The organism is Snodgrassella sp. W8158 (assembly GCF_016100435.1).
Taxonomy (GTDB): Bacteria; Pseudomonadota; Gammaproteobacteria; order Burkholderiales; family Neisseriaceae; genus Snodgrassella; species Snodgrassella alvi.
Window position 1 is genome coordinate 726,051 of record NZ_JACFSM010000002.1, and the last position, 23,056, is coordinate 749,106.

The 23,056-nt window shown below is 41.6% G+C and carries 20 protein-coding genes; 4 read left to right on the plus strand and 16 right to left on the minus strand.

Features of this window, described 5'->3' with window-relative positions; all coding sequences use genetic code 11:
* Nucleotides 1-88: 88 nt before the first annotated feature.
* A complete protein-coding gene (gene icd / locus H3V11_RS07820; protein WP_084565686.1) occupies nucleotides 89-1,327 on the plus strand; it encodes an NADP-dependent isocitrate dehydrogenase in 1,239 nt (412 codons plus the stop codon).
* A 154-nt stretch (nucleotides 1,328-1,481) separates the two neighbouring features.
* Nucleotides 1,482-1,778 carry a CHY zinc finger protein gene (locus H3V11_RS07825; RefSeq protein WP_078475625.1) on the plus strand — a complete coding sequence of 99 codons (297 nt, stop codon included), beginning with the start codon at nucleotides 1,482-1,484 and terminating at the stop codon, nucleotides 1,776-1,778.
* 9 nt (nucleotides 1,779-1,787) lie between these two features.
* On the opposite strand, the gene H3V11_RS07830 is transcribed toward H3V11_RS07825, so the two are convergent.
* The 6 genes from H3V11_RS07830 to ettA all read right to left on the minus strand — a co-directional run bounded on the left by H3V11_RS07830 (nucleotide 1,788) and on the right by ettA (nucleotide 10,592).
* Nucleotides 1,788-2,561: a toxin-antitoxin system YwqK family antitoxin gene (locus tag H3V11_RS07830; protein ID WP_198224142.1), complete on the minus strand. Its 774-nt coding sequence runs from the start codon at nucleotides 2,559-2,561 to the stop codon at nucleotides 1,788-1,790.
* 110 nt (nucleotides 2,562-2,671) lie between these two features.
* Nucleotides 2,672-4,018, minus strand: a complete 1,347-nt coding sequence (locus H3V11_RS07835) for an aldehyde dehydrogenase family protein (RefSeq protein WP_198224144.1) — start codon at nucleotides 4,016-4,018, stop codon at nucleotides 2,672-2,674.
* 112 nt (nucleotides 4,019-4,130) lie between these two features.
* Entirely contained in the window at nucleotides 4,131-5,663 is a 1,533-nt protein-coding gene (locus H3V11_RS07840) for a peptidylprolyl isomerase (RefSeq protein ID WP_198224146.1), read from the minus strand.
* A 153-nt stretch (nucleotides 5,664-5,816) separates the two neighbouring features.
* On the minus strand, nucleotides 5,817-6,086 hold the full coding sequence (locus tag H3V11_RS07845) for an HU family DNA-binding protein (protein ID WP_025330749.1): 270 nt from the start codon (nucleotides 6,084-6,086) through the stop codon (nucleotides 5,817-5,819).
* Between the two features lie 200 nt (nucleotides 6,087-6,286).
* The gene (gene lon / locus H3V11_RS07850) at nucleotides 6,287-8,731 is read right to left on the minus strand and encodes an endopeptidase La (protein WP_370570175.1); all 2,445 of its coding nucleotides are present in this window, start codon (nucleotides 8,729-8,731) and stop codon (nucleotides 6,287-6,289) included.
* Nucleotides 8,732-8,924: 193 nt separating this feature from the next.
* Nucleotides 8,925-10,592 (minus strand): energy-dependent translational throttle protein EttA, encoded by a 1,668-nt coding sequence (ettA, locus tag H3V11_RS07855; protein WP_198224148.1) that lies wholly within the window; start codon nucleotides 10,590-10,592, stop codon nucleotides 8,925-8,927.
* A gap of 148 nt (nucleotides 10,593-10,740) precedes the next feature.
* On the opposite strand from ettA, the gene H3V11_RS07860 reads away from it, so the two are divergent.
* Nucleotides 10,741-11,385, plus strand: a complete 645-nt coding sequence (locus H3V11_RS07860) for a DedA family protein (RefSeq protein WP_084554406.1) — start codon at nucleotides 10,741-10,743, stop codon at nucleotides 11,383-11,385.
* A 41-nt stretch (nucleotides 11,386-11,426) separates the two neighbouring features.
* A complete protein-coding gene (mutL, locus tag H3V11_RS07865) occupies nucleotides 11,427-13,349 on the plus strand; it encodes a DNA mismatch repair endonuclease MutL (protein WP_198224150.1) in 1,923 nt (640 codons plus the stop codon).
* A gap of 86 nt (nucleotides 13,350-13,435) precedes the next feature.
* Here the strand turns inward: mutL and H3V11_RS07870 are convergent, their stop codons facing one another.
* The 10 genes from H3V11_RS07870 to hprK form a co-directional block, all read right to left on the minus strand.
* Nucleotides 13,436-15,025, minus strand: a complete 1,590-nt coding sequence (locus H3V11_RS07870; RefSeq protein WP_198224152.1) for a YdgA family protein — start codon at nucleotides 15,023-15,025, stop codon at nucleotides 13,436-13,438.
* Between the two features lie 140 nt (nucleotides 15,026-15,165).
* Nucleotides 15,166-15,972 carry an RNA methyltransferase gene (locus H3V11_RS07875; RefSeq protein ID WP_198224154.1) on the minus strand — a complete coding sequence of 269 codons (807 nt, stop codon included), beginning with the start codon at nucleotides 15,970-15,972 and terminating at the stop codon, nucleotides 15,166-15,168.
* Complete coding sequence (locus H3V11_RS07880; RefSeq protein WP_198224156.1) at nucleotides 15,969-16,922, minus strand: tRNA-dihydrouridine synthase; 954 nt, start codon at nucleotides 16,920-16,922, stop codon at nucleotides 15,969-15,971. The genes H3V11_RS07875 and H3V11_RS07880 overlap by 4 nt, the downstream gene beginning before the upstream one ends.
* 150 nt (nucleotides 16,923-17,072) lie before the next feature.
* Nucleotides 17,073-17,822, minus strand: coding sequence for a phosphate/phosphite/phosphonate ABC transporter substrate-binding protein (locus H3V11_RS07885; protein ID WP_084551965.1), 750 nt, complete (start codon nucleotides 17,820-17,822; stop codon nucleotides 17,073-17,075).
* Entirely contained in the window at nucleotides 17,819-18,310 is a 492-nt protein-coding gene (locus H3V11_RS07890; protein ID WP_232335786.1) for a PAS domain-containing protein, read from the minus strand. Before H3V11_RS07890 ends, H3V11_RS07885 begins: the two co-directional genes overlap by 4 nt.
* A 237-nt stretch (nucleotides 18,311-18,547) precedes the next feature.
* Nucleotides 18,548-19,585 carry a pseudouridine synthase gene (locus H3V11_RS07895; protein WP_084551966.1) on the minus strand — a complete coding sequence of 346 codons (1,038 nt, stop codon included), beginning with the start codon at nucleotides 19,583-19,585 and terminating at the stop codon, nucleotides 18,548-18,550.
* 10 nt (nucleotides 19,586-19,595) lie between these two features.
* Entirely contained in the window at nucleotides 19,596-20,186 is a 591-nt protein-coding gene (locus H3V11_RS07900) for an SMC-Scp complex subunit ScpB (RefSeq protein WP_198224304.1), read from the minus strand.
* Between the two features lie 53 nt (nucleotides 20,187-20,239).
* A complete protein-coding gene (ylqF, locus tag H3V11_RS07905) occupies nucleotides 20,240-21,163 on the minus strand; it encodes a ribosome biogenesis GTPase YlqF (protein WP_078475651.1) in 924 nt (307 codons plus the stop codon).
* An 89-nt stretch (nucleotides 21,164-21,252) separates the two neighbouring features.
* Nucleotides 21,253-22,113 (minus strand): RNase adapter RapZ, encoded by an 861-nt coding sequence (gene rapZ, locus H3V11_RS07910; protein WP_198224158.1) that lies wholly within the window; start codon nucleotides 22,111-22,113, stop codon nucleotides 21,253-21,255.
* Nucleotides 22,094-23,056 (minus strand): HPr(Ser) kinase/phosphatase, encoded by a 963-nt coding sequence (hprK, locus tag H3V11_RS07915; protein WP_025330762.1) that lies wholly within the window; start codon nucleotides 23,054-23,056, stop codon nucleotides 22,094-22,096. Before hprK ends, rapZ begins: the two co-directional genes overlap by 20 nt.

Here is a 23,056-nt window from a genome sequence, read left to right on the forward strand (position 1 = left end):
TTAACAAAATAAAGGATAATGAGGCTGTCAGGCTGCAAGCGGGAGTAAGTAGCCCTTTATCAGAAAAAGTAACATCACAGGAGTTACCATGAGTCACATTAAAGTGCCGACAGAAGGTCATAAAATCATTTCTGGCCAAGCTATTCCGAATGATCCAATCATTCCTTTTATTGAAGGGGATGGTATTGGTGTTGATATTACGCCAGTGATGAAAGACGTTATTGATGCAGCAGTAGCGAAAGCCTATAACGGTTCCAGAAAAATTGTCTGGATGGAAGTTTATGCCGGTGAAAAAGCCACTAAGGTTTATGGTGAAAATGTATGGTTACCGGAAGAAACACTGGAAGCCATTAAAGAATATAAAGTAGCAATTAAAGGACCGATGACTACACCGGTAGGCGGCGGTATTCGCTCACTGAATGTTGCCATTCGTCAGCAACTGGATTTATATCAGTGTGTACGTCCTGTACAGTATTTCAAAGGCGTACCTTCTCCGCTTAAAGATCCTAGTAAAGTTAACATGGTTATTTTCCGTGAGAACACTGAAGATATTTACGCAGGTATTGAATGGTTTGCAGAAACAGCAGATGCTAAAAAAATTATCAATTTCCTGCAAGGTGAAATGGGTGTTACCAAAATCCGCTTCCCTGAAACATCCAGCATTGGTATCAAACCTGTTTCTAAAGAGGGTTCACAACGTCTGACCCGCGCAGCTATACGTTATGCTATTGATAATGACCGAGACAGTGTTACCATTGTTCATAAAGGTAACATCATGAAATTCACCGAAGGCGGATTCCGTGACTGGTCTTATGAAGTAGCTAAAAATGAATTTGGCGCAACCTTGATTGGTGATGGACCATGGTGCGAATTTAAAAATCCGAAAACCGGTAAAAATATCGTCATTAAAGATTGTATTGCTGATGCATTCCTGCAGCAGATTTTGCTGCGTCCGGCTGAATATGATGTGATTACGACACTTAATCTGAATGGTGACTACATTTCAGATGCTCTGGCTGCTCAGGTTGGTGGTATCGGTATTGCCCCGGGAGCCAATATCTCTGATGAATATGCCGTATTTGAAGCAACACATGGTACTGCACCTAAATATGCCGGTCAGGATAAAGTTAATCCGGGATCTATCATTCTGTCTGCCGAAATGATGTTACGTCATTTAGGCTGGAAAGAAGCAGCAGATTTGGTTATTACCTCAATTGAAAAAGCCATTGCCGACAAAATTGTCACCTATGATTTTGCCCGTATGATGGAAGGTGCAAAAGAAGTCTCCTGCTCAGATTTCGGTAAAGCTCTAATTGAACGTATGTAACTCTTCATATTATGTATTCACAAAACCGAATCCTGAAACGGGATTCGGTTTTTTTATAAAATAAAATTCATAATCCATTCGATATATAAAGACAGTTATCTTTAAAAACATTTATGTTCAGCTATAATAAATATTATCTGAAAAGTTGAAAACAATGATTTTAGGAATTCAAACCGATTCTTGCGGTCGCTGTGTACACTATCATAATGAAAATGATATCGCTGCTCTTCAATGTGCCCAGTGTAAACAATACTATGCCTGCTTTAAATGCCATGATTTGATGTGTGATCATACATTTGTAGCCATGACAACTGAAAATAGCCAACCGGTTATGTGTGGAAATTGCAAAACCCTCTTAACCTATAAACAGTATCAGCAATATCAGTGTCCGTTTTGTCAGGCTTCTTTTAACCCACGCTGTGCATCACATAAAAATATTTATTTTAAATAATATATATTATTAATTATCATCAAGGTCAACAATTAGTCCGTCTTCATCCCATTCGGTTTTACGTACTAGTTCGTTCTTTTCAAATACAGATTCACTTTTTTTGGCACCTGAATCATACCAAGTTAGAACAACTCCGCTAACTTTATTATCTATAATTGCAACATCAGAGATCAGATGTCCGCTGTTATCCCACGTGGTCATTGTTTTTACCACGCCTTGATGAACAGTCATGTCCTGTCTTATCTGCCCGTTAGCGTACCAGCGCTGCCAGCGCCCTTCTGCTTTTCCGTTAACGAAATAAATTTCTCCGCGTTTATGGCCATTTTCATACCAGCTGCGTGTTTTGCCATTCGGTAAACCGTTTTTCCAGCTAATTTCAATCGCAAGCCGGCCATTTGGATACCAGCTATGCCATTGTCCGACTGGTTTACCTTTTTTATAGTTGCCTTGTAGTTTCTTTTTACCATCCGGATACGATAGCTGTAATACGCCTTCTTTCATAGCCGGAATTAACTGTTGTAACTGATCTATGGGCAAAGCATATTCAGCAGCATATTTGTTTTTTTCAGGTTCGGAAAGAATCTGTTCATTAACCTCATCGTTTTTTGATTGGTGAGAATTCTGATGATATTGAACCTTTGGCTGCTTATTCACAACATGCTGGTTTATATCTGTATTGACAGTTTTATGCGCTTGGGACTTTATCTGCCATACAACTGTTATTACAATCAAAAAAAGTATTATGGCGAGTACGAACCAGTAAAAGCGTCTGGCTACATACATAGTTTCTGTCCCTTTTTACTAAGTAGATTCATTATTTTATGCAATAAAAATTATATCTATAGATATTACATTCTTTTTCAAATAAATGATTGATTATATGAATGTATCAATTATTTTTGCCAGTAGGTTTTTACATTAACAAACTCATAAATTCCAAATTCTGACAATTCGCGTCCGAATCCGGAATCTTTTACTCCACCAAAAGGCAGGCGTAAATCACTACTGGTATGTCGGTTAATAAATACACTACCCACATTTAAATGTTCTGCGAATTTCCATGCCTGTGAAGTATTCTGCGTATAAATACTGGCTCCCAGACCAAAAGGATTATCATTAGCCAGCTTTAATGCATGATGATTATCATTGGCTCGCAGAATAATCGCTACTGGTCCGAATACTTCTTCATGATATACACGACAATCCGGATTGACTTTATCCAGAATAGTAGCCGGATAAAACCAGCCTTGTACATTTTTCGGGATTTTACCGCCAAGTAAGCATTGTGCACCCTGGGTTAGTGCATCCTGAACCTGCGCATGAACCAATGTACGTAAATCATTGCGATGCAGTGGTGCCAAAGTTGTGGACGGCAGCCATGGCTCCCCCATTTGCAGTTTCCGGCAGTGTTGCATAAAAGCAGCCAAAAATTCATCAGCAATATCATTATTTATAATCAGACGTTTGGCTGCATTACATGACTGACCTGCATCGCGAAAGCGTGAATAACAAGCATCTGCAGCAGCCTGCTCAATATCCGCATCATTTAATACAATGAACGCATTGCTTCCGCCCAGCTCCATAACACATTTGCGTAAATGGCGGCCGGCCAGTGCTGCCAGATATCGCCCGGTTTGGGTTGAACCGGTAAAAGCCAGTGCCTGCGTTTGAGCGATAGCATATTCAATATCATCATTACTGAGCCAGACAAGTTGTAAAGGTAAATCATCCCCTATCAATTCAAACAGCATCTGGCTGATTTTGCCTACAGAAGGTGCCGGTTTTACCAGACAGGCATTTCCGGCACATAAAGCGGGAATAGCAAAGCGCAAAATCTGCCATACCGGATAATTCCATGGCATTACTGCCAATACTGTTCCTAGAGGCTCAAAACGTACCTGACTCAGGCTTGCCTGCGTGGCAATAGTTTTATGAGCAAGCAGCTCGGGCGCTAAATGTGCATAATAACGAATCAGAGCAATAGATTTACTGATTTCTGCTTCACATTCACGCAAACAGCGCCCTACTTCAATACAAATCTGATAGGCCAGTTCGGCTTGTGCTTGTTCCAGTCGCTGAGCAAACTCTAAAAGATAATGAGTGCGTGTTTGCACATTTTCACAGGCAAAATTACGTTGTTTACTGGATAGCTGCTGATACTGTAAATCGAATTCAGCTCTGGTCAGATTTTCACGGGTAAATAGAACTTCACCTGTAATGGCATGATAACTGGTATACAACTCAAAAATCCTTCAACTGCAAACGGTAAATCCATACGTATTGAATACAAGACAATATATGTCTGCAAAAAATATTGACCTTATAAAACTTATAAGGTCAATAATAATTTTATTATTCGTCAGCCGTATCCAGCTTTTGTACACCCTGCTTCACTTTATAGCGATTTTTTAACCATTGCAGATTAGCAACAGCAAGGTTCTGTGCCAGATTTTCGCTGATAATTTGCTTAGCCTGTGGCAAAACATTACCCATATCCTGAGGTGGTTTAATTGCATTAATTTTAATCAATACTGGATTTTGCTGATCAGTAAGTAAAATATATGCCGGTTTATTGTTTGCAGGTTTGGCTTTAATCCAAAGCTGGAAATCACCCTTAGACATCATCGCTACAGCTTGTTGTGGCGTAAGATCTGTACTTGGTGACCATGGCAGACTGGAAACATCACCTTTATTTAAAGTTTCAAGAGCCTGCTTAGCTGATGCTGTCGCCAGCTTTTTGGCTTCCTCGGCAATGTAGTCCTGTTGTATCTGAGGTTTAATCTCTGCAAAAGATGCCTGATGTTCTTTACGTACATCCAGTGCACGTACCACCCAATATGTTCCGTTACCCAAATCAACTGGTTCAGAATTATATCGTTTTATCAGTACATCATTTCCAAATAAAACATCTTGTAGCGCTTTTGGCATTCCACTGGCATTGGCCATATCGCGTGTTACCCAGCCCTGATCTACCTTGTGAATTTGTAAACCAAGCTTATCATTAATCGGCTGTAATGTTTTTGGGTTATTAAATGCCAGATCACTGACAGTTTCTTTCATTTTCGCAACAACAGCCGCACCCTTACGAATCTGAATCTCTTGAGTTAATCGTGCTTTTACACTTTCCAAAGAAGGTTTCGGAGCTGATGCGGAAGTCGGAATCTGATTATATGCTTCCTGCAGCTCAGCTTCACTGACTGTTTCCTTAGCGCCCAGCTCTGCAGCAGACAATTGTACAAATTCATATTTAACAGCCTGCGGAAGATAATAACGTTTTTTATTCGCTTCGTAATAAGCTTTTAGCTTGCTGTCATCAACAGCTACCTGACTGACAAAATTAGTTGCAGGAAAGGTAATTGTTTGTACCTGACGTGCAGATTGCAACAGATTAATCATTTGTCTGGCCTGTACGTCACTTACCAGATTACCGGCTTTCATAAGATTCAGCATAGTCTGCATAGCGTACTGTTTACGCATACCGTTTATCAGAGCTTCTTCTGTCATTCCTGACTGTTGTAAAAATGCGCGATATTTGGCTTCTACAAATTTTCCGTTTTCCTGAAAACTCGGGTCAGATGCAATCACCTGTTTTATCTGGCTGATAGAAACATTAATATTCATATCATTAGCAGCCTGCTGAATATAAGCCTGATCACGCAGTGTTTCATAAGCAAGCTGTTTACTTACCGAATTACCAGATGCGTTCTGTAAACGCCGCTGAAAATCATTGACATCGTTTATTTTAATTTTTATGTCGCCTACTTTGCTGACATAATCAGAACCGGGAACAGCCAGTGAATAGCCGCCTGCAAATACAAAACTTAGACAAATCGCGCCTAGAATAATCTGAGCCGGGGTTTTATATTTTTCTACAATGTGAAACATGAGATTCAGTTAACTTTATTTAAAACAGACAGAACGATATTGTAACTTTTTTTATTAAGCTAAACCATGTTGATTAAAGAATTAATGCACAAAAGCGACAAACAATAAAAAAGGCGGGAAAATATCCCGCCCAGCTTGATTACAAAATTCAAATCAAAGAGCATCTTTCAGTGCTTTACCTGCACGGAACTTAGGAGTTTTGGCTGCTTTGATTTGCAATGGCTCGCCAGTTTTCGGGTTACGTCCGGCACGTGCAGCACGTTCACCAACATAAAATGTACCGAAACCCACTAAAGTTACAGTATCACCACTTTTCAGTGCTTTAGTAACAGAGCTAATCATACCGTCCAGAGCCTTTGCTGCAGAAGCTTTAGGTAAATCGGCTTCCTGAGCAATAGCTTCAATCAATTCAGACTTATTCACAATAAAGTCCCTTTCTGTTGTTATGTTCATATGATTTTCAGTTTCCGACCATTTCCTTTATGGCAAAAACTGAACAATACATTACGATTACTTTATAACAAGCCCAAATTCTTTATGTCAAGCGCCGACACATCTACATTGAGTTAAATCATGCCAAAAACAATGCCATTCACCATTAGTGTTGGTGAATGGCTGCATACTCAGTGTTTTACGGTTTTTGTTGTTGACTTAGGCGCTGAATTAGCTATTACATTTTCTTCCGGTGCACTTTGCCATGGGCTGGGTGGATAAGCCAGTCCAAGATCAAGTACTTCATCTATCCACTGTACCGGATGAATAGTCAGCTGTTCACAGATGTTAGCCGGAATTTCTTCCAGATCTTTAACATTGTCTTTCGGAATCAGCACATGCTTTATTCCGCCGCGTAAAGCAGCCAGCAGCTTTTCTTTCAGCCCGCCAATTGGCAGAATTTCTCCTCGCAGAGTAATTTCACCAGTCATGGCTACATCCGCACGTGCCGGGATACCGGTGAAAGCAGAAACCAAAGCTAGAGTTATGGCACTACCAGCACTTGGACCATCTTTCGGCGTAGCACCTTCAGGAACATGTACGTGAATATCATTTTTTTCATAAAAATCAGGCTCGATTCCCAGACTTTCAGCCCGTGAACGAACAACACTCCACGCAGCGCTGACAGATTCCTGCATCACATCACCCAGCTTACCGGTACGCAGAATATTGCCTTTACCACGAAATTTGCTGGCTTCAATAGTTAAAAGCTCACCACCCACTTCTGTCCAGGCTAGTCCTGTTACCTGACCAATACGGTTTTCATTTTCCGCTACTCCATAATCAAAGCGGCGGACACCAAGATAGTCATGTAAATTATCTGCATTAATTACAATTGTTTCTGGTTCTGCTTTAGCTTTTTTACCTTTACTGGTATTTTCTGCTGCAACCGCTTGCTTCATTACTACTTTACGGCAAATTTTGGCTATTTCACGATCAAGTGAACGCACACCTGCTTCACGTGTGTAATAACGGATAATATCGCGTACAGCTGATTCCTCAATGCAGATTTCACCGTCGCGTACACCATTTTGCTTGATCTGTTTAGCTACCAGATATTTCATGGCAATATTGATTTTTTCGTCTTCGGTATAACCGGAAAGACGAATAATTTCCATACGGTCAAGTAGCGGAGACGGAATGCTCATACTATTAGAAGTAGCAATAAACATTACATCTGATAAATCAAATTCAACCTCTGCATAATGGTCAGAAAAAGAATGGTTTTGTTCAGGATCAAGCACTTCAAGTAAAGCACTAGCAGGATCACCTCTGAAATCATTACCTAATTTATCAATTTCATCGAGTAAAAATAGTGGGTTTTTAACACCAACCTTGGCCATGTTTTGCAGAATTTTACCGGGCATTGAGCCGATATAGGTTCGCCGGTGGCCGCGGATTTCACTCTCATCATGCACACCACCTAACGCCATACGAACATATTTTCGTCCGGTCGCTTTAGCAATGGATTCTCCCAGTGATGTTTTACCTACACCTGGAGGGCCGACCAGACATAAAATAGGACCCTTAAGCTGATTCATGCGTTTTTGTACTGCAAGATATTCAAGAATGCGTTCTTTAACTTTTTCGAGACCGTAGTGGTCGGCATTCAGAACCATATCGGCTTTGACAATATCTTTGCTTACCTTAGATTTCTTTTTCCACGGTAATTCAAGCAGCGTATCTATATAATTACGAACAACTGTTGATTCAGCTGACATCGGAGGCATCATGCGCAATTTTTTGAATTCAGACAGACATTTTTCTTCTGCCTCTTTGCTCATACCTGCCTGGCGAATTTGCGTTTCAAGATTAGTCAGATCATCATCTTCTTCACCCAACTCTTTCTGAATCGCTTTTACCTGCTCATTCAGATAATATTCGCGCTGCGACTTTTCCATTTGCCGCTTTACTCGCCCGCGAATACGTTTTTCTACCTGAAGGATATCCAGCTCAGACTCAAGCAAATGAAGTAAATGTTCCAGACGGGCAGTCACATTGGTCATAGCAAGGATTTGCTGACGCTGGTCAAGTTTCAGTTGCAAGTGAGCTGCAATAGTATCAGCCAGACGGCTAAGAGTATCGATACCGTTAATTGTAGTAATGACTTCTGCCGGAATTTTTTTATTCAATTTCGCCAGCTGTTCAAACTGGGATAATAAGGTACGACGTAATGCCTCATCATCGTGTTTATCCTCTTCAATGGCATCCGTACATTTTTCTATATGAGCCTCAACATACGGCCCGCTTTCATCAATATACTGTACCTTAGCCCGGTACAGACCTTCCACAAGTACTTTAACCGTACCATCAGGTAATTTAAGCACTTGCAGAATACTGGCTACTGTGCCCATGTCATACATGTCTTCAGCATGTGGCTCATCAGTATCTGCGTTTTTCTGTGCCAGCAAAAATACCGGTTCATCATGCTCCATGGCAGCATCCAGAGCCGCTATGGATTTTTCACGTCCTACAAAAAGGGGCAATACCATATGCGGGTAAACGACAACATCACGCAAAGGCAACATTGCCATCGTGGTTGGCTGTAACGGAGCAGAATCATAAATTTCAGCCATGTAATGCCTCAATCTTTCCTGGAAATATGCAATTAAATTGGATGTTAAAATGGTGCTAAACCAGTTTTTTTCAAGTATTTCAAATATTGAATAATTATTGAAAAATTCTGTATCAAGAAGATTTATTTTAAAAAGTGAAATATTGGCCGGACAAATATACGGCATCTGAATTTAATATGTCCGGCCAGACAAACTAGCGAATTACCGGTTTATAGCGAATGCGTTTGGGTTTTGCACCTTCTTCTCCCAGACGACGTTTTTTATCAGCTTCATACTCCTGATAATTGCCATCAAAAAATACCCATTTTGATTCACCTTCAGCAGCCAGAATATGTGTGGCAATCCGGTCAAGAAACCAGCGATCATGTGAAACGACGAGTACGCTGCCGGCAAATTCCAGTAAGGCCTCTTCAAGTGCACGCAGAGTTTCCACATCCAGATCATTTGATGGTTCATCCAGCAGCAATACATTACCACCGGAAATTAAAGTTTTGGCCAGATGCAGACGTCCGCGCTCACCTCCGGATAGTTTTCCTACAATTTTACTCTGGTCACTGCCTTTAAAGTTGAATCTGCCAAGATAGGCTCGGGCAGGAATTTCAAATTGTCCTACCTGTAAAATATCACGCCCTTCTGCTATTTCATCAAATACGTTTTTATCATCATGCAGACCGTGACGGCTCTGATCAACAATTGATAATTTTACTGTCTGACCAATCTTTACCTCACCCGTATCCGGCTGTTCCTGTCCGGTAATCAGTTTAAATAATGTAGATTTACCGGCTCCGTTTGGTCCGATAATTCCGACAATGGCACCAGGCGGAATTTTAAAACTTAAATCATCAATGAGTAATTTGTCACCAAAACTTTTGCTGACATGCTCAAACTCAATCACCTCATTACCCAGACGCTCAGCTACAGGAATAAATATTTCCTGAGTTTCATTACGTTTCTGATATTCGTAATTACTCATTTCTTCAAAACGCGCCAGACGCGCTTTAGATTTAGCCTGACGACCGCGTGCACTCTGTCTTACCCACTCAAGCTCTTGCTTCATAGCTTTAATTCTTGCGGCCTCGGTCTTAGCTTCGTTCTCCAGTCGGGCTTCTTTTTGTTCCAGCCATGAACTATAGTTACCTTTCCATGGAATACCATGCCCCCGGTCTAATTCCAGAATCCACTCTGCAGCATTATCCAGAAAATAGCGGTCATGCGTAACAGCTACTACTGTACCTGGAAAACGAACCAGAAACTGTTCCAGCCATTCTACTGATTCTGCATCAAGGTGATTAGTCGGTTCATCCAGTAACAGCATATCCGGCTTACTTAATAGTAATTTACATAATGCAACCCTGCGTTTTTCCCCACCGGACAAATTACCAATCCGTGCATTCCATTCTGGTAACCGCAGTGCATCAGCAGCAATTTCCAGCTGATGTTCTAAATTATCTCCGGCCCCTGCCGCGATAATAGCTTCCAGCCGTGCCTGCTCTTCGGCCAGCGCATCAAAATCAGCATCCGGTTCTGCATAAGCAGCATAGACTTCTTCCAGTTTTTTCTGTGCACCGGCTACATCCCCCAAACCGGATTCCACTTCTTCTCTTACTGTTTTATCAGCATCAAGCTGGGGCTCCTGTGGTAAATAGCCGATTTTGATACCACTCATTGGAATGGCTTCACCTTCAAATTCGGTATCCACTCCGGCCATAATTTTTAACACAGTGGATTTCCCAGCACCATTAAGTCCCAACAAACCAATTTTGGCACCGGGAAAGAAAGATAAAGAAATATCCTTGATAATCTGTTTTTGAGGCGGCACGGTTTTACTTACGCGCAGCATTGAGTATACATATTGGCTCATAGTGTATTCATCAGTGTAAATTAGTCAGAATCAGCCTGAAAGGAAGAGCTGATGATTATGATTTTAATTTTAGCATGCATATACCTGCTGTTTCCGAATGCTTTGCGTTAAAATACCACCATTTATTTCTTTGCTATCCTTCATGAATATAATCTCAACTCTGATAGATTTCATTTTACATATTGATCAGCACCTGCAATTTATTGTGACTCAATATGGAATATGGATTTATGTAATTCTGTTTGCTTTGATTTTTTGTGAAACCGGATTGGTAGTTACTCCGTTTCTGCCTGGGGATTCCTTGTTGTTTGCAGCCGGTGGAATCGCTGCTATAGGCGAGATGAATGTGCATTTTATGGTTGTGTTGTTATTGGCTGCCGCTATCATCGGTGATGCTGTAAATTTTTCAATCGGAAAAAAATTTGGTGCCCATCTGTTTGCAAATCCGCATTCGAAAATATTCAAACAAATTTATTTACACAAAACACAGGAATTTTATGCAAAGCATGGCGGCAAGACGATTATCATTGCCCGTTTTGTCCCAATAGTGCGTACATTCGCACCGTTTGTAGCCGGAATGGGACATATGCATTATGGTCATTTTATACGCTATAACTGTATTGGTGCTATCCTCTGGGTTGTGCTGTTTTCTTATGCCGGGTATTTTTTTGGTAATCTGCCATTCATTAAACAGAATCTTTCTCTGGCACTGATTATTATCATTGCTGTTTCTCTATTGCCGGCTGTTATAGAAATACTGCGCCACAGATTTGCAGCTTCAAAGCAAAATTAAATATTCTTTTCTGCTGTTAATAACGATATTACAGGCATGTTATGAGTCAGATACATGTATTACCCGATCATTTAATTAACCAGATAGCTGCCGGAGAAGTGATTGAACGTCCGGCCAATGCACTGAAAGAAATAATTGAAAACAGTCTGGATGCGGGAGCCAGCCATATTGATATTCAGCTGGAAGCCGGTGGTATCAAACGTTTGTCGGTTACTGATGATGGCCAGGGCATAGATAAGACAGATATTCCGCTAGCTTTACATCGCCATGCAACAAGTAAAATCAGTTCTCTGGAAGATCTGGAAAAAGTAGTAAGCATGGGTTTTCGTGGTGAAGGTCTGGCCAGTATTGCCTCAGTCAGCCGCCTGACTCTAACCAGCCGTACAGATATGGATAATCACGCAACTCAAATTTATGCAGAAGACGGCAAACTCAGTGATGTTAAACCAGCTGCACATTCCACTGGAACAACTGTTGATGTAGTTGAACTTTTTTTCAACACACCGGCAAGGCGTCAGTTTCTTAAATCACCTGCAACTGAGTTTGCACATTGTCGTACCATGGTAGAACGTCTGGCACTGGCTCATCCTGAAGTAGCATTCAGTTTACAGCATAATAATAAAAATATACTTTCATTGCCTGCGCAATCCCTGCAAGAGCGCTGCTCAGCCATTATGGGAACAGATTTTACCGCTGCCAGCCTGAGTGTTGACGAAAAACTCAATGAAATGCGTTTACACGGACTCATTGGTAAACCCACTTTTACACATGGCAAAACCAGCCAGCAATATATTTTTGTCAATCAGCGATTTGTACGGGATAAAATTATTCTGCATGCAGTTAAACAGGCATATAACGATGTTTTACATCAGGCTTTAACACCTGCATTTATCCTGTTTCTTACCTTGCCGCCTACCGAAGTTGATGCAAATGTCCATCCAACCAAAACTGAAGTGCGTTTCCGCCAGGGTCAGGCTGTACATCAGCTTGTATTTCATACTTTGAATAAATGTCTGGCTTCTACGAATGCCAGCCATACCACCTCTGTATCCCAGCCGGAAACAGCACTCAAAGATATTATGCAAAAACAGCCGGCTGAAGTTCAACAAGTATTTGGTTCTAATAAAATCAATACTGCAATACAGTCTCCGGCACCATATCAGCGAAGCCATACACCGGTTCAGCGCAATCTGAGTTTAAAAGAATCACAGAGTGCTCTGAATACTTATGCTGAATTATATAAATCAGAACCAGTACTTGAAAACAATACAATCAGTATCCAACAATCAGCAGAAGTTGATAATGAACTGGCCAACCTGGAGCAAGTCCGCGGTATAAATTCTACTTATCAATCAGTACAGGCGAATGAAACGATAGTTCCCCCACTGGGATATGCTATTGCCCAGCTACTTGATATATATATTCTGGCACAAGCAGAAGACGCACTTATTCTGGTCGATATGCATGCTAGTGCCGAACGAGTAAATTATGAAAAAATGAAGCAACAGCGTGATGTAACGGGTAAAGTAAGTAGTCAGACATTGCTGATTCCAATCCGCTTTAATGCCAGCCATGAAGAAATTGCCCTGGCAAATGAATATGCTGCTACTTTACAAGATTATGGTCTGGATATTTCGGTTGAAAATCATCAGCAATTGGTGGTGCATACCGTACCGGCTATGCTGGTAAAAAGCGATATTAAGCTGCTGGTACAGGAAGTTTTGGATGATTTAATGAAAATTGGCAGCAGCGAAGTCATCAGGGAACGGGAAAACCGCATTCTTTCCACTTTAGCCTGTCATGGTTCAGTACGTGCAGGACGTAAATTAACTTTACCGGAGATGAATGCATTACTGCGCGATATGGAAAATACAGAACGTGCTAATCAGTGTAATCATGGTCGCCCTACATGGGTAAAACTTCGCTTACAGGATTTGGATGCTTTATTTTTGAGAGGACAATAAATAATTATCTATACTAAAATTTGATATATGAATTAATAAAAAACCTCTTAATTAGCAAGATTAAGAGGTTTTTATACTAATGGTAGTTAGTGATTAGCGGTAGCCTGAGGTAAAGAAGCAGTTTCAGACGCTGCCGGTAATTCAGCATAATCCGGCTCAGGTTCTGATTCAGTATTCCACATTTTACCATTCAGATAAAGCTTGCCGCCCAATAATTTCAGATGAGTTTTAATAACCCCATTGTCGACCTGTATATAGCCTTTGGTCTGCATGGATTTAACCGCACTATCAATCATCAAGCGGATTGTCTGATCAATATCTTCAAGAGCTTCCGGCCCCCCTGCACTGGCATCTACAGTAAAAAAGGCACGCGCCTGACTGATGGCAAAATTTTCCATTACCGCCTGAGGAATGGCAAAGTCCATCTCTGACTCAGTTTTGTTCAGCATTAACCCAAACTGCTGCATATCAGAGGCAAGCAGGTTTTTAAAACCAAGGCTGCCATGTATATCTATTAAGCCCTGCGGCATTTGCAATTTAAAACTGTTCAGTTTAATAAGCGGGTCATGAGTAAACAGTCCCTGCCCCTCATTACGTACAGCAGATACAATTGCTGCGCGAAGTTGCTCATTATTCAGATTCTGAGTTGATAACTGAGTAATTTTGTTATTGATCGCCACCAGACTGGCTGCATCCAGATGTTCGGCAGATGCATCAATATCCAGCGGACCATAAACATCATTGCCATACTCTAATTTAGCAAAACCAAATTTACCATTACTATTAATCCACTGATCTTTTTCCTGAGTAGAAGTAGCCAGTTTCAGATCCTGAATGTTAATTTTGGCAGGAATACTGCTACCAGCCGGACTAATAAATGCACCTATCTGCAAATTAGTTACCAGATTAACCAGTTGATCTAAACGGATACTGTTATCTGATACATCATTCCAGATAAATGTAATGTTTTTGATACTCAGATCACTATTACCTAAAGCCAGTGATGTTTTACCATGTTCTGTATGGCTGTTCAGCTTTAAATCCTGATAAGACGCATGTCCTTTAGTCGCCAGAATCACATCCAGGCCGGGACTGACAGTATGGCTATCATAACTATTAAAATCTTTAGCATAATCAATTGTTGAATCCAGCCCCTGCCAATTGATTTTAATTCCGGATAACTCTTCATAATTGAATTTCGGAATTACAACATGTATTTGTCCGCTTCCACTTAGATTAATAGTATTTTCAAGCTGTAGTGGCGCGTTCTGACCAAAAAAACGATCAAGAATCTGTTTTGCCTGAGGCGTGAACTGTAGCTCAGTTTCTACATGAGCCCGTACAGGACGAATACTGCCGGCAAATAACCCATGGTGTACATGATTAACCAAGGTAATCGGTTGTTGCAGTACCGTGCGTACATTATCCGGTAACTGTTGCTGTACACCGGCAAAAAAACTAGGTTTAAAGCGAATCTGCATAGTCTCTGTTGAACTAAACCAGCCGCGTTCATAGTTCTGCTTTTCAATCAGCAGAAAAGAATTTTTAGCCAGTAAAGCACGCTGTTCGTCCAGACTTTGCTGGGCTTTAATACCCAGATAATATGGCAAACCCAGTAAAATCAGTAATACAACCGCCACTAAGGCAGCAACAATCGTTACAATACGTTTATTCATGCTTGAAATGTCTTATATATCTACGTTCTGCAAGATTAGCAGGATAACATCAAACAGAGCATTTGTCCGCTGGGTTTGCTGCTGATAACTGCCCTAGTTTCATTCCGTTATCTGCAAATCAGACCCGAAAAATAAAAATATTAATTGTTTGGTAGGGTGTTTACCTGAAGCCGCTGCCGCTGTTGTTCAAATAAACAAATAGTTGCAGCCATAGCCACGTTAAGAGATTCTGTCTGACCGGTCATGGGAATAATTACAAGTCTGGAAGCAGCTTGTAGCATTTTTGCACTCAGCCCGCTTCCTTCATTGCCAAATATCCAGCCGGCAGGTTCGTTCAGATTTAATGTATAAAGACTATGCGACTCAGGACTCAATGCCGTAGCATACAACGGATAGGCATAATCTGTACACCAGGCTGTTAAATCGGAAACAGTCTGTATATTCAAATAGGCATGCGCGCCCATTGCCGCACGCAATACTTTGGGTGACCAGACATCGACACTGTCTTTGCTCAGTACAATATTATGAACACCGGCAGCCAGAGCACTGCGTAAAATGGTGCCAGTATTACCGGGATCCTGTACTCTTTCTAAAAGAATAACATCCTGAATATCTGATGCAGATACAACCTCCGGTAACTTCACTATTGCCACAGGTTCTCTTGAATTAACTAAATCACTGATTTTATCCAGCAGATTGTTCGCAACCAGTACAACCTGATGTGCCGGAATCGCTGCGAGTAAATCAGAAATTTCCGAGTCATGAATACGCTGTTGCGGTAAATATAATGCCTGAATTAAATATCCTGCCTGAATGAATGTTTCAATCAGATGAACACCTTCCAGTACAGCAAGCTGATGCTGACGACGGTAATGAGACTGAGCAATTAATTTGGATAAATGCTTCAGTTCATTATTACTGGCAGATTGTATAATTTTATAACTCATACAATATTCTGGCTTTCTTCTAATTGCTGATTAAGAACCTGACTGATTTGATTAACGGCTGTTAAAGTACGCAGCTGGGTAAATAACTTTCCGGCTTCAGGGTAATTTAATTTAAGCATGCCCAGCCATTGCTTTAGTCTGGATACCGGATAAGCAGAACCCTCGGCAGCTTTATCACAGCAACTATTAAAAAAATCATTAATCCACGGCAGAATTTCTTGCCATGATAGTGCAGATATTACTTGCCCATGATTATAGGCAGCAATTTGGCGTGCCAGATCTGGACATTGAATTGCCCCGCGCCCCAGCATAACATCTTTACAATTACTAACAGCACGGATTTTCTGATAATCAGCCAGTGTAAATACATCACCATTGGCAATAACCGGAATACGAACTACCTGATTAATACGCCCTATCCATTCCCAATGAGCGGGAGGCCGGTATCCTTCGCTTTTTGTACGTGCATGTACTGTTAGCTGCTGTGCACCACCCTGTTCTATGGCCTGTGCACAATCTAGAGCTAGATCTTTATTTTCATAACCCAGACGCATTTTGGCACTCAGCATAATTTTATCTGGCAGGCTTTTGCGTACTTTGGCTACTATTTGTTCAATTTTATCCGGATATTGCAGGAGAACTGCACCACCCTGATGCTGGTTAACAGTAGGAGCCGGGCAACCAAAATTCAAATCAATATGTGTAGCCCCCAGTTCAACCACCTTTTGAGCATTCAGTGCCATATTTTTTGAATCGCTTCCTAATATCTGTACGGCCACAGCAGTACCGGCCTGAGTTTGATTATTATTTGCCAGTTCAGGCATATATTTCAGCCAGATAGAGCGACCATGAATGGTATGAGTTATGCGCACAAATTCGGTAACACAAACATCAAATCCGCCAATGCGTGTTAGCAGATCGCGCATTGGCGCATCTATTAAACCCTGCATAGGCGCCAAAAATAATTTTGGTACAGTACTTTTAGTTTGCAAAATAATACAGCTCACACAAATTACAATTACTTAAATCAAAAAACAACGCAACTCGTTTTATAAACAAGTTGCGTCAACAATTATAAAATAAAATTGCTTTTAAAAGCTTTAATCGCGTAATGTTTCAATCAGATCGATTAATAATTCAACATCTTCTTTTTTCAATACTTCAAAGCCGTCATTTAAACCCAAGTCCTCTAGCAACATTTCACCAGCCGGAGTATCACGCATGGTACTGAATGCATTCTGTAAGTTTTCCAGCATTTCTGCATTACGCGGATGCAATAAAATCAAATGATATAAATCATTGATTTTACTTTCAATTAACAGATTTAAGCGACTACGTGTAATAGCAGTCAATTTATGATAGGCAGAGGACATAAATAAACCAATATTACCCTGATTCTGTATCAGTCCGCGGGCAACAGCTGCAAAAGATTCACTTTTAATCCACGTTAAATCTTTTTCATCTATATCAACGGCTTCCAACAGTCGCAAAGCAATTAGTTTAACATCGTAATTCTCGGTACACAGAATTGACATACCGGGCTTGATATCTGCAAGTGACTTGATCTCACTGTCTGCACTACTGGCAATAATCATCTCATCAAAACAATTGACGGGCTTTACCACCGGCAAATAACCAAGTTCGCGAATAAGCTTGGAAGCATTGAACGGATTAGCATAGATAATATCAACATTATCCTTATCAATTTCCTGCTGTTCTTCTTCAGCATTACTGGCCATAGATAAATGCACCGGTGCATCAATCAGCCGTTGCAGGCGAGTATTAAGAAAATGCCAGCCGGCATAGTATTCAGGAGGAAAGTCTGGGGCAATTAAAAAATTGATTGTCATGAGTCACCCCGCTCTTCTTTCATGAGGCCTTCATATAATGCCTGCATTTCTAATACTTTACTGCGGGAAGGTTTACGTCGTACAGAGGTATAGCCTTCAATAACACCATCGCGGATATTAGGTACTATCGTAGCGTAAACCCAGTAAAAACCACCGTCTTTACGCAGGTTTTTTACATAGCCATGCCATTTCTTTCCTTGCTCTACAGTATCCCACAAATCTTTATAAGCTACTTTGGGCATATCAGGATGGCGTAAAATATAGTGCTCGGCACCCATCAGTTCATCGCGCGACCAGCCACTCATGTGTACAAACACTTCATTTGCATGAGTAATAATTCCCTTCAGATCTGTTCTGGAAGTAATCAGACAGCCATCAGGAAACTCTGTTTCTACATCAGTACAATATACCGTGCGTTTCACACCATCGTAATGTGTCAATTCAAATGTGCGGTGTTCGATTTCTGGCACTTTCATTGGTGAAATCATTATGACTCCATTTTCTTGAATGTGGACAACCAAGCAAATAATGCAAAAATTAATTTGCAATATATATTGCGCCGATTAGCAAAAGAACACAAAGCATTTAATCAGGTTGTGTAAAAAAAGACACTATTTATTGACACGAATCAATCAATATTCAACTTAATGTAAAAAAAAATATACACTGATTAATTAGATATAACATACAGTTGAGACATCTATCACCTCCAAAAAGCTCTATATTTACCGTTTCTTTGAGGACTCAGACTGATATAAACCAGCCCATTTCATAACATTGGCTACTTCAAATTCATTCAGTTCGTAATACTGACCACGTTTCAGCCTATTTGGTAAAGCAATCGGTCCAAAACGTACACGAACCAGACGGCTTACGGTCAGCCCCTGACTTTCAAATAAACGCCTTACCTCTCGGTTGCGACCCTCTTTAATGATGATGTTGTACCATTTATTCGCTCCTTCGCCACCCTGTTCCCACAGATGCTGAGCCTGAGCAATACCATCTTCCAGTTCGACACCATTGAGCAAACTCTGTTTCTGTTCTTCACTCAGTTCACCCAGAACACGAACAGCATATTCGCGTTCTACTTCAAAACTCGGATGAGCAAACCGGTTAACCAGTTCGCCGGAGGTGGTTAATATCAATAATCCGCATGTATTGATATCCAAACGACCAATGGCTACCCAGCGACTGCTGGCTGTCTGAGGCAATCGGTCAAATACACTGACCCTTCCCTGCGGATCATCACGGCTGACAATTTCACCTTCTTGTTTGTAATAAACCATAATGCGCGGCAAACGATCCGGCCATTTGATATTAATAGCAGAACCGCGCACACTGACTTCATCATCCGGCGTGATTTTGTCTCCCAATTGAGCCACTTTACCATTAACACGTACCAGCCCCTGGCTAATCCACTGCTCCATTTCCCGTCTTGAACCGGCACCAGAAGCAGCAAGAGCTTTTTGCAGTCTCACAGGCTCCATTTTTTCTAGACTGATACGCTGGTCTTTCAGCATCCGTGCCCGTTGCTGAATTTCTTGATTAGGCGTACGCTGCACCAGTTTTTTGGCACGCTGTACTTTCGTTTTTGTATTAGCTGTAATTACAGAACTATCCGCTTTACCACCTGTATTATTTTGCTGTCTGAGAGCTGATTTAGTCTTATTGCCGGAGTGCCGCCCGGAAACATGTTTATTGCTTTTACTGGCTACTCCGTCGCGTATCTGACGTTTAGTTAATTTTTTCTTGGCTTGATTCATTCATATACTCCTATCTGTCTTCAGACAGTTCTTCTGCGGTAGACTGATCTACGGCAGGTTCATTTAAATCAGGTAATACAAGCTCACCCAATTCTGTTAATGGTGGTAACTGGCTTAAATCTTCCAGCTGTAAATCACTCAGAAAGCCAGCTGTGGTAGCCCATAAATTTGGCCTTCCCAGGCTATCACGCTGTCCGATAATTTCTATCCAGCCTCGATCCTGTAATGTTTGTAAAACATTACTAGAGACAGCTACACCACGGATAGCCTCAATATCACTTCGTGTTACCGGCTGCTGATAGGCAATGATGGCCAGTGTTTCCAATACAGCCCGGGAATAACGGGGGGTGCGCTGAACATCCAGACTGGCCAAACGGGGATAAGCCGCATGAGTAACCTGAAAGCGCCAGCCCTCGGCACTATGCACCAGATTAAGTGCCCTTTCCTGCCAGCGTATTTGCAGTGCTTCCAGTATGCTGGTTAACTCATCTGATGATAAAGGCGGATCAGAAAGCGCAGACAAAGTTTTTTCACTTAGTGCCTCACTTTGGGTCAGCAATGCAGCTTCAATTAATGCTTCGATAGAAACAGATTGATTCATAGTCATATATTTCTATACTTAAATTGAAATCCGTTTTAAATAATCTATAAAGATTAACCTTTGCGCGCAGCTTTTCTGGCTGCCCGTTCTGCCTTAAGTTGTGCTTCATGTTGCTGACCTTTTTTCAACCAAACTGCCCACTGATTGGGTGTTTCCAATGTAATACGCCCGATTAGTCCGTCACGAAAATCGGTCAGCAGGCGTTCAGCAGCTTTCTGGTAATCAATGCGCCCGCCACTTAATAATGCACCACGCTTTTTACCTACCCATTCTAACCATTGATCATCAAGCCAGTGCGGGCTTTCGCTCAAGTCGGCCTGATAGCGTTGCTGTAGTAACGGCAAATAATGCCGGCGCAGATAATCCAGTAATTCCAGTGCTACCACCTCTTCATCCAGGGCATTACGACCCACGGCACCACTGGCAGCTAAATTATAACCGGCCTCCTCAACTATAATTTTCGGCCATAACATTCCGGGCGTGTCGTATAACCAGAAATCATCAGCCAGTATCAGTCGCTGTTCAGCCTTAGTAATACCCGGCTCATTACCGGTTTTGGCACTGCGTTTACCCAGCATGCCATTAATCAGGGTAGATTTACCTACATTGGGAATACCGCAAATAAGCACTCTCAGCGGTCTATCCAAACCGTGGCGGTTAGGAACCAGTGCGCGGCTGGCCGCAATAATTCTGTTAGCAGCCTGCTTTTCTGATGCATCCAGTGCCAAGACATTAGTATTAGGCTGGGAACGGTAATCAGCCAGCCACAACTCTGTGCGCTCGGGATCAGCTAAGTCCTGCTTGTTCAGAATTTTTAATTTTGGTTTATTTCCGGACAGTTTTGCCAGCAAAGGATTGGCACTGGAAGCAGGCAGGCGGGCATCCAGTACTTCAATTACCATATCCACGCTCTTTATCCGTTCGGCAATGACTTTTTTGGCTTTGTTCATATGCCCGGGGTACCACTGAATAGCCATAAACTGTCCTTGTCTGAAATCAAAAATATCAAAACTGAAAACATTCAGGCAGCCTGACATCAGGCTGCCTGAATAACGCATAATGCGTATTATACCGTTTTTTCAGAATAATTACTTAATTCTAACTGTCTGTGCCGAATCAATACTGAATATGCATTTAACCTGTTTGCCAGTGCTTCTACAATATAGACAGAACGATGCTGACCACCAGTACAGCCGATGCCAATATTAACATAACTGCGACTTTCTTTTTCCATTTGCGGTAACCAGCGCAATAGAAAACCGGATAAATCATCTATCATTTCTGCCATAACTGGCTGTCCGGAAAAAAATGTCTTTACAGGTTCATCCAGACCACTATACGGACGTAAGTGGAAATCGTAATAGGGATTAGGTAAAAAACGCACATCAAAAACGAAATCAAGACCGGCAGGTACACCAAATTTATAACCAAAAGACTCCAGAACAACACGCATTGGCGCTACCGGCAAGTGCAACCATTGCTGAATCTGACGGCGCAATTGCGGTACATTCAGTAATGAAGTATCTATTACATAAGCGTGGCTTTGCAAAGTGGACATGTATTGCTGTTCAGCAGAAACACTCTCACTTAATGTTTTATGTTCCCGTGCCAATGGATGGCTGCGGCGTGTTTCTGAAAACCGGCGCAGTAAAACGGCTACAGAAGAAGTTAAAAACAGCAAATCTACCTGATGTCCCAGAGTACGTAACTGTGTGACCAGTTCCAATAGATCTGCAGGGTTGAAGCGTGAACGGATATCTACGCTTACGCCAAGTTGCGCTACATGACTGGCTGCATAGTGTTCAATCAGACCGGGCAACAGCTTTACCGGTAAATTATCAACACAGATAAAGCCGACATCTTCCAGTAAACGTAAAGCAATGGATTTTCCGGAACCGGATAATCCGCTAATCAATACTATCCTCATGATTCACCGCATCCTCTTTCAGCATTGAATTATGACGATCCAGAAATTGCTTGGTACTGTCCTGACCACGCATTTGTAAAATAAAGTTACTGACAGCAGCTTCTACCAATACAGCCAGATTTCGACCCACTGCTACCGGCAGAGTAACACTACGAATAGATACGTTGAGAATACTTTCAGTTTCACTTTTTATACTCAGACGGTCAATCCTTTGCATATGGGTATCATCGGCCAGTACCAGATTGATTATCAACTGTAACTGCTTTTTGGGTCGTACAGCAGTTTCACCGAAAATTGCCCGTATATTCAAAACACCAAGACCGCGCACCTCAAGAAAATCTTTCAGCATAGCCGGACAGCGGCCTTCAAGTGTTTCCGGCCCGATACGGTATAACTCCACCGCATCATCTGCCACCAAGCCATGTCCGCGTGATATTAGTTCCAGTGCCAGTTCGCTTTTACCCAGACCTGACTGACCGGTTATCAGCACACCAACTTCAAATACATCCAGAAATACGCCGTATTTAACTGTAGAAGCTGCCAGCACCCTCTGCAGATAAATTCGCAAAACATCCATCAGAAAAGGGCTTTCTGTTTTGGATGTCAGCAAAGGTACATTATGCGTATGACAATAATCACGCAGCATATAGGGCACAGGTAAATCATTTGCGACTATAATCAGTGACATAGTCAAATCGAACAATTCATTAAGCGTGGTTTTGATTTCACCGGCTTCAATTTTATTCAGATACTCGACTTCTGCAATTCCGATTACCTGCACCTGATTGGGATGAATAAAATTCAGATGTCCTACCAGTGCCAGTACCGGCTTATCGGCATCAATACTGATACGGTTATCCGCACCGGCTGTGCCGGCAGACCATGCAAGTTTCAGTTTTGTCTGATTGTCATGATATAAGCGCCGTACCGAAATACTGGGCAT

Coding starts and splice junctions, on each gene's coding strand:
- icd (WP_084565686.1), top strand. CDS start 89: ATGAGTCACATTAAAGTGCCGACAGAAGGTCATAAAATCATTTCTGGC.
- H3V11_RS07825 (WP_078475625.1), top strand. CDS start 1,482: ATGATTTTAGGAATTCAAACCGATTCTTGCGGTCGCTGTGTACACTAT.
- H3V11_RS07830 (WP_198224142.1), bottom strand. CDS start 2,561: ATGTATGTAGCCAGACGCTTTTACTGGTTCGTACTCGCCATAATACTT.
- H3V11_RS07840 (WP_198224146.1), bottom strand. CDS start 5,663: ATGTTTCACATTGTAGAAAAATATAAAACCCCGGCTCAGATTATTCTA.
- lon (WP_370570175.1), bottom strand. CDS start 8,731: ATGGCTGAAATTTATGATTCTGCTCCGTTACAGCCAACCACGATGGCA.
- ettA (WP_198224148.1), bottom strand. CDS start 10,592: ATGAGCCAATATGTATACTCAATGCTGCGCGTAAGTAAAACCGTGCCG.
- mutL (WP_198224150.1), top strand. CDS start 11,427: ATGAGTCAGATACATGTATTACCCGATCATTTAATTAACCAGATAGCT.
- H3V11_RS07870 (WP_198224152.1), bottom strand. CDS start 15,025: ATGAATAAACGTATTGTAACGATTGTTGCTGCCTTAGTGGCGGTTGTA.
- H3V11_RS07875 (WP_198224154.1), bottom strand. CDS start 15,972: ATGAGTTATAAAATTATACAATCTGCCAGTAATAATGAACTGAAGCAT.
- H3V11_RS07880 (WP_198224156.1), bottom strand. CDS start 16,922: ATGCAGGGTTTAATAGATGCGCCAATGCGCGATCTGCTAACACGCATT.
- H3V11_RS07885 (WP_084551965.1), bottom strand. CDS start 17,822: ATGACAATCAATTTTTTAATTGCCCCAGACTTTCCTCCTGAATACTAT.
- H3V11_RS07890 (WP_232335786.1), bottom strand. CDS start 18,310: ATGATTTCACCAATGAAAGTGCCAGAAATCGAACACCGCACATTTGAA.
- H3V11_RS07895 (WP_084551966.1), bottom strand. CDS start 19,585: ATGAATCAAGCCAAGAAAAAATTAACTAAACGTCAGATACGCGACGGA.
- H3V11_RS07900 (WP_198224304.1), bottom strand. CDS start 20,186: ATGAATCAATCTGTTTCTATCGAAGCATTAATTGAAGCTGCATTGCTG.
- ylqF (WP_078475651.1), bottom strand. CDS start 21,163: ATGGCTATTCAGTGGTACCCCGGGCATATGAACAAAGCCAAAAAAGTC.
- rapZ (WP_198224158.1), bottom strand. CDS start 22,113: ATGAGGATAGTATTGATTAGCGGATTATCCGGTTCCGGAAAATCCATT.
- hprK (WP_025330762.1), bottom strand. CDS start 23,056: ATGCCCAGTATTTCGGTACGGCGCTTATATCATGACAATCAGACAAAA.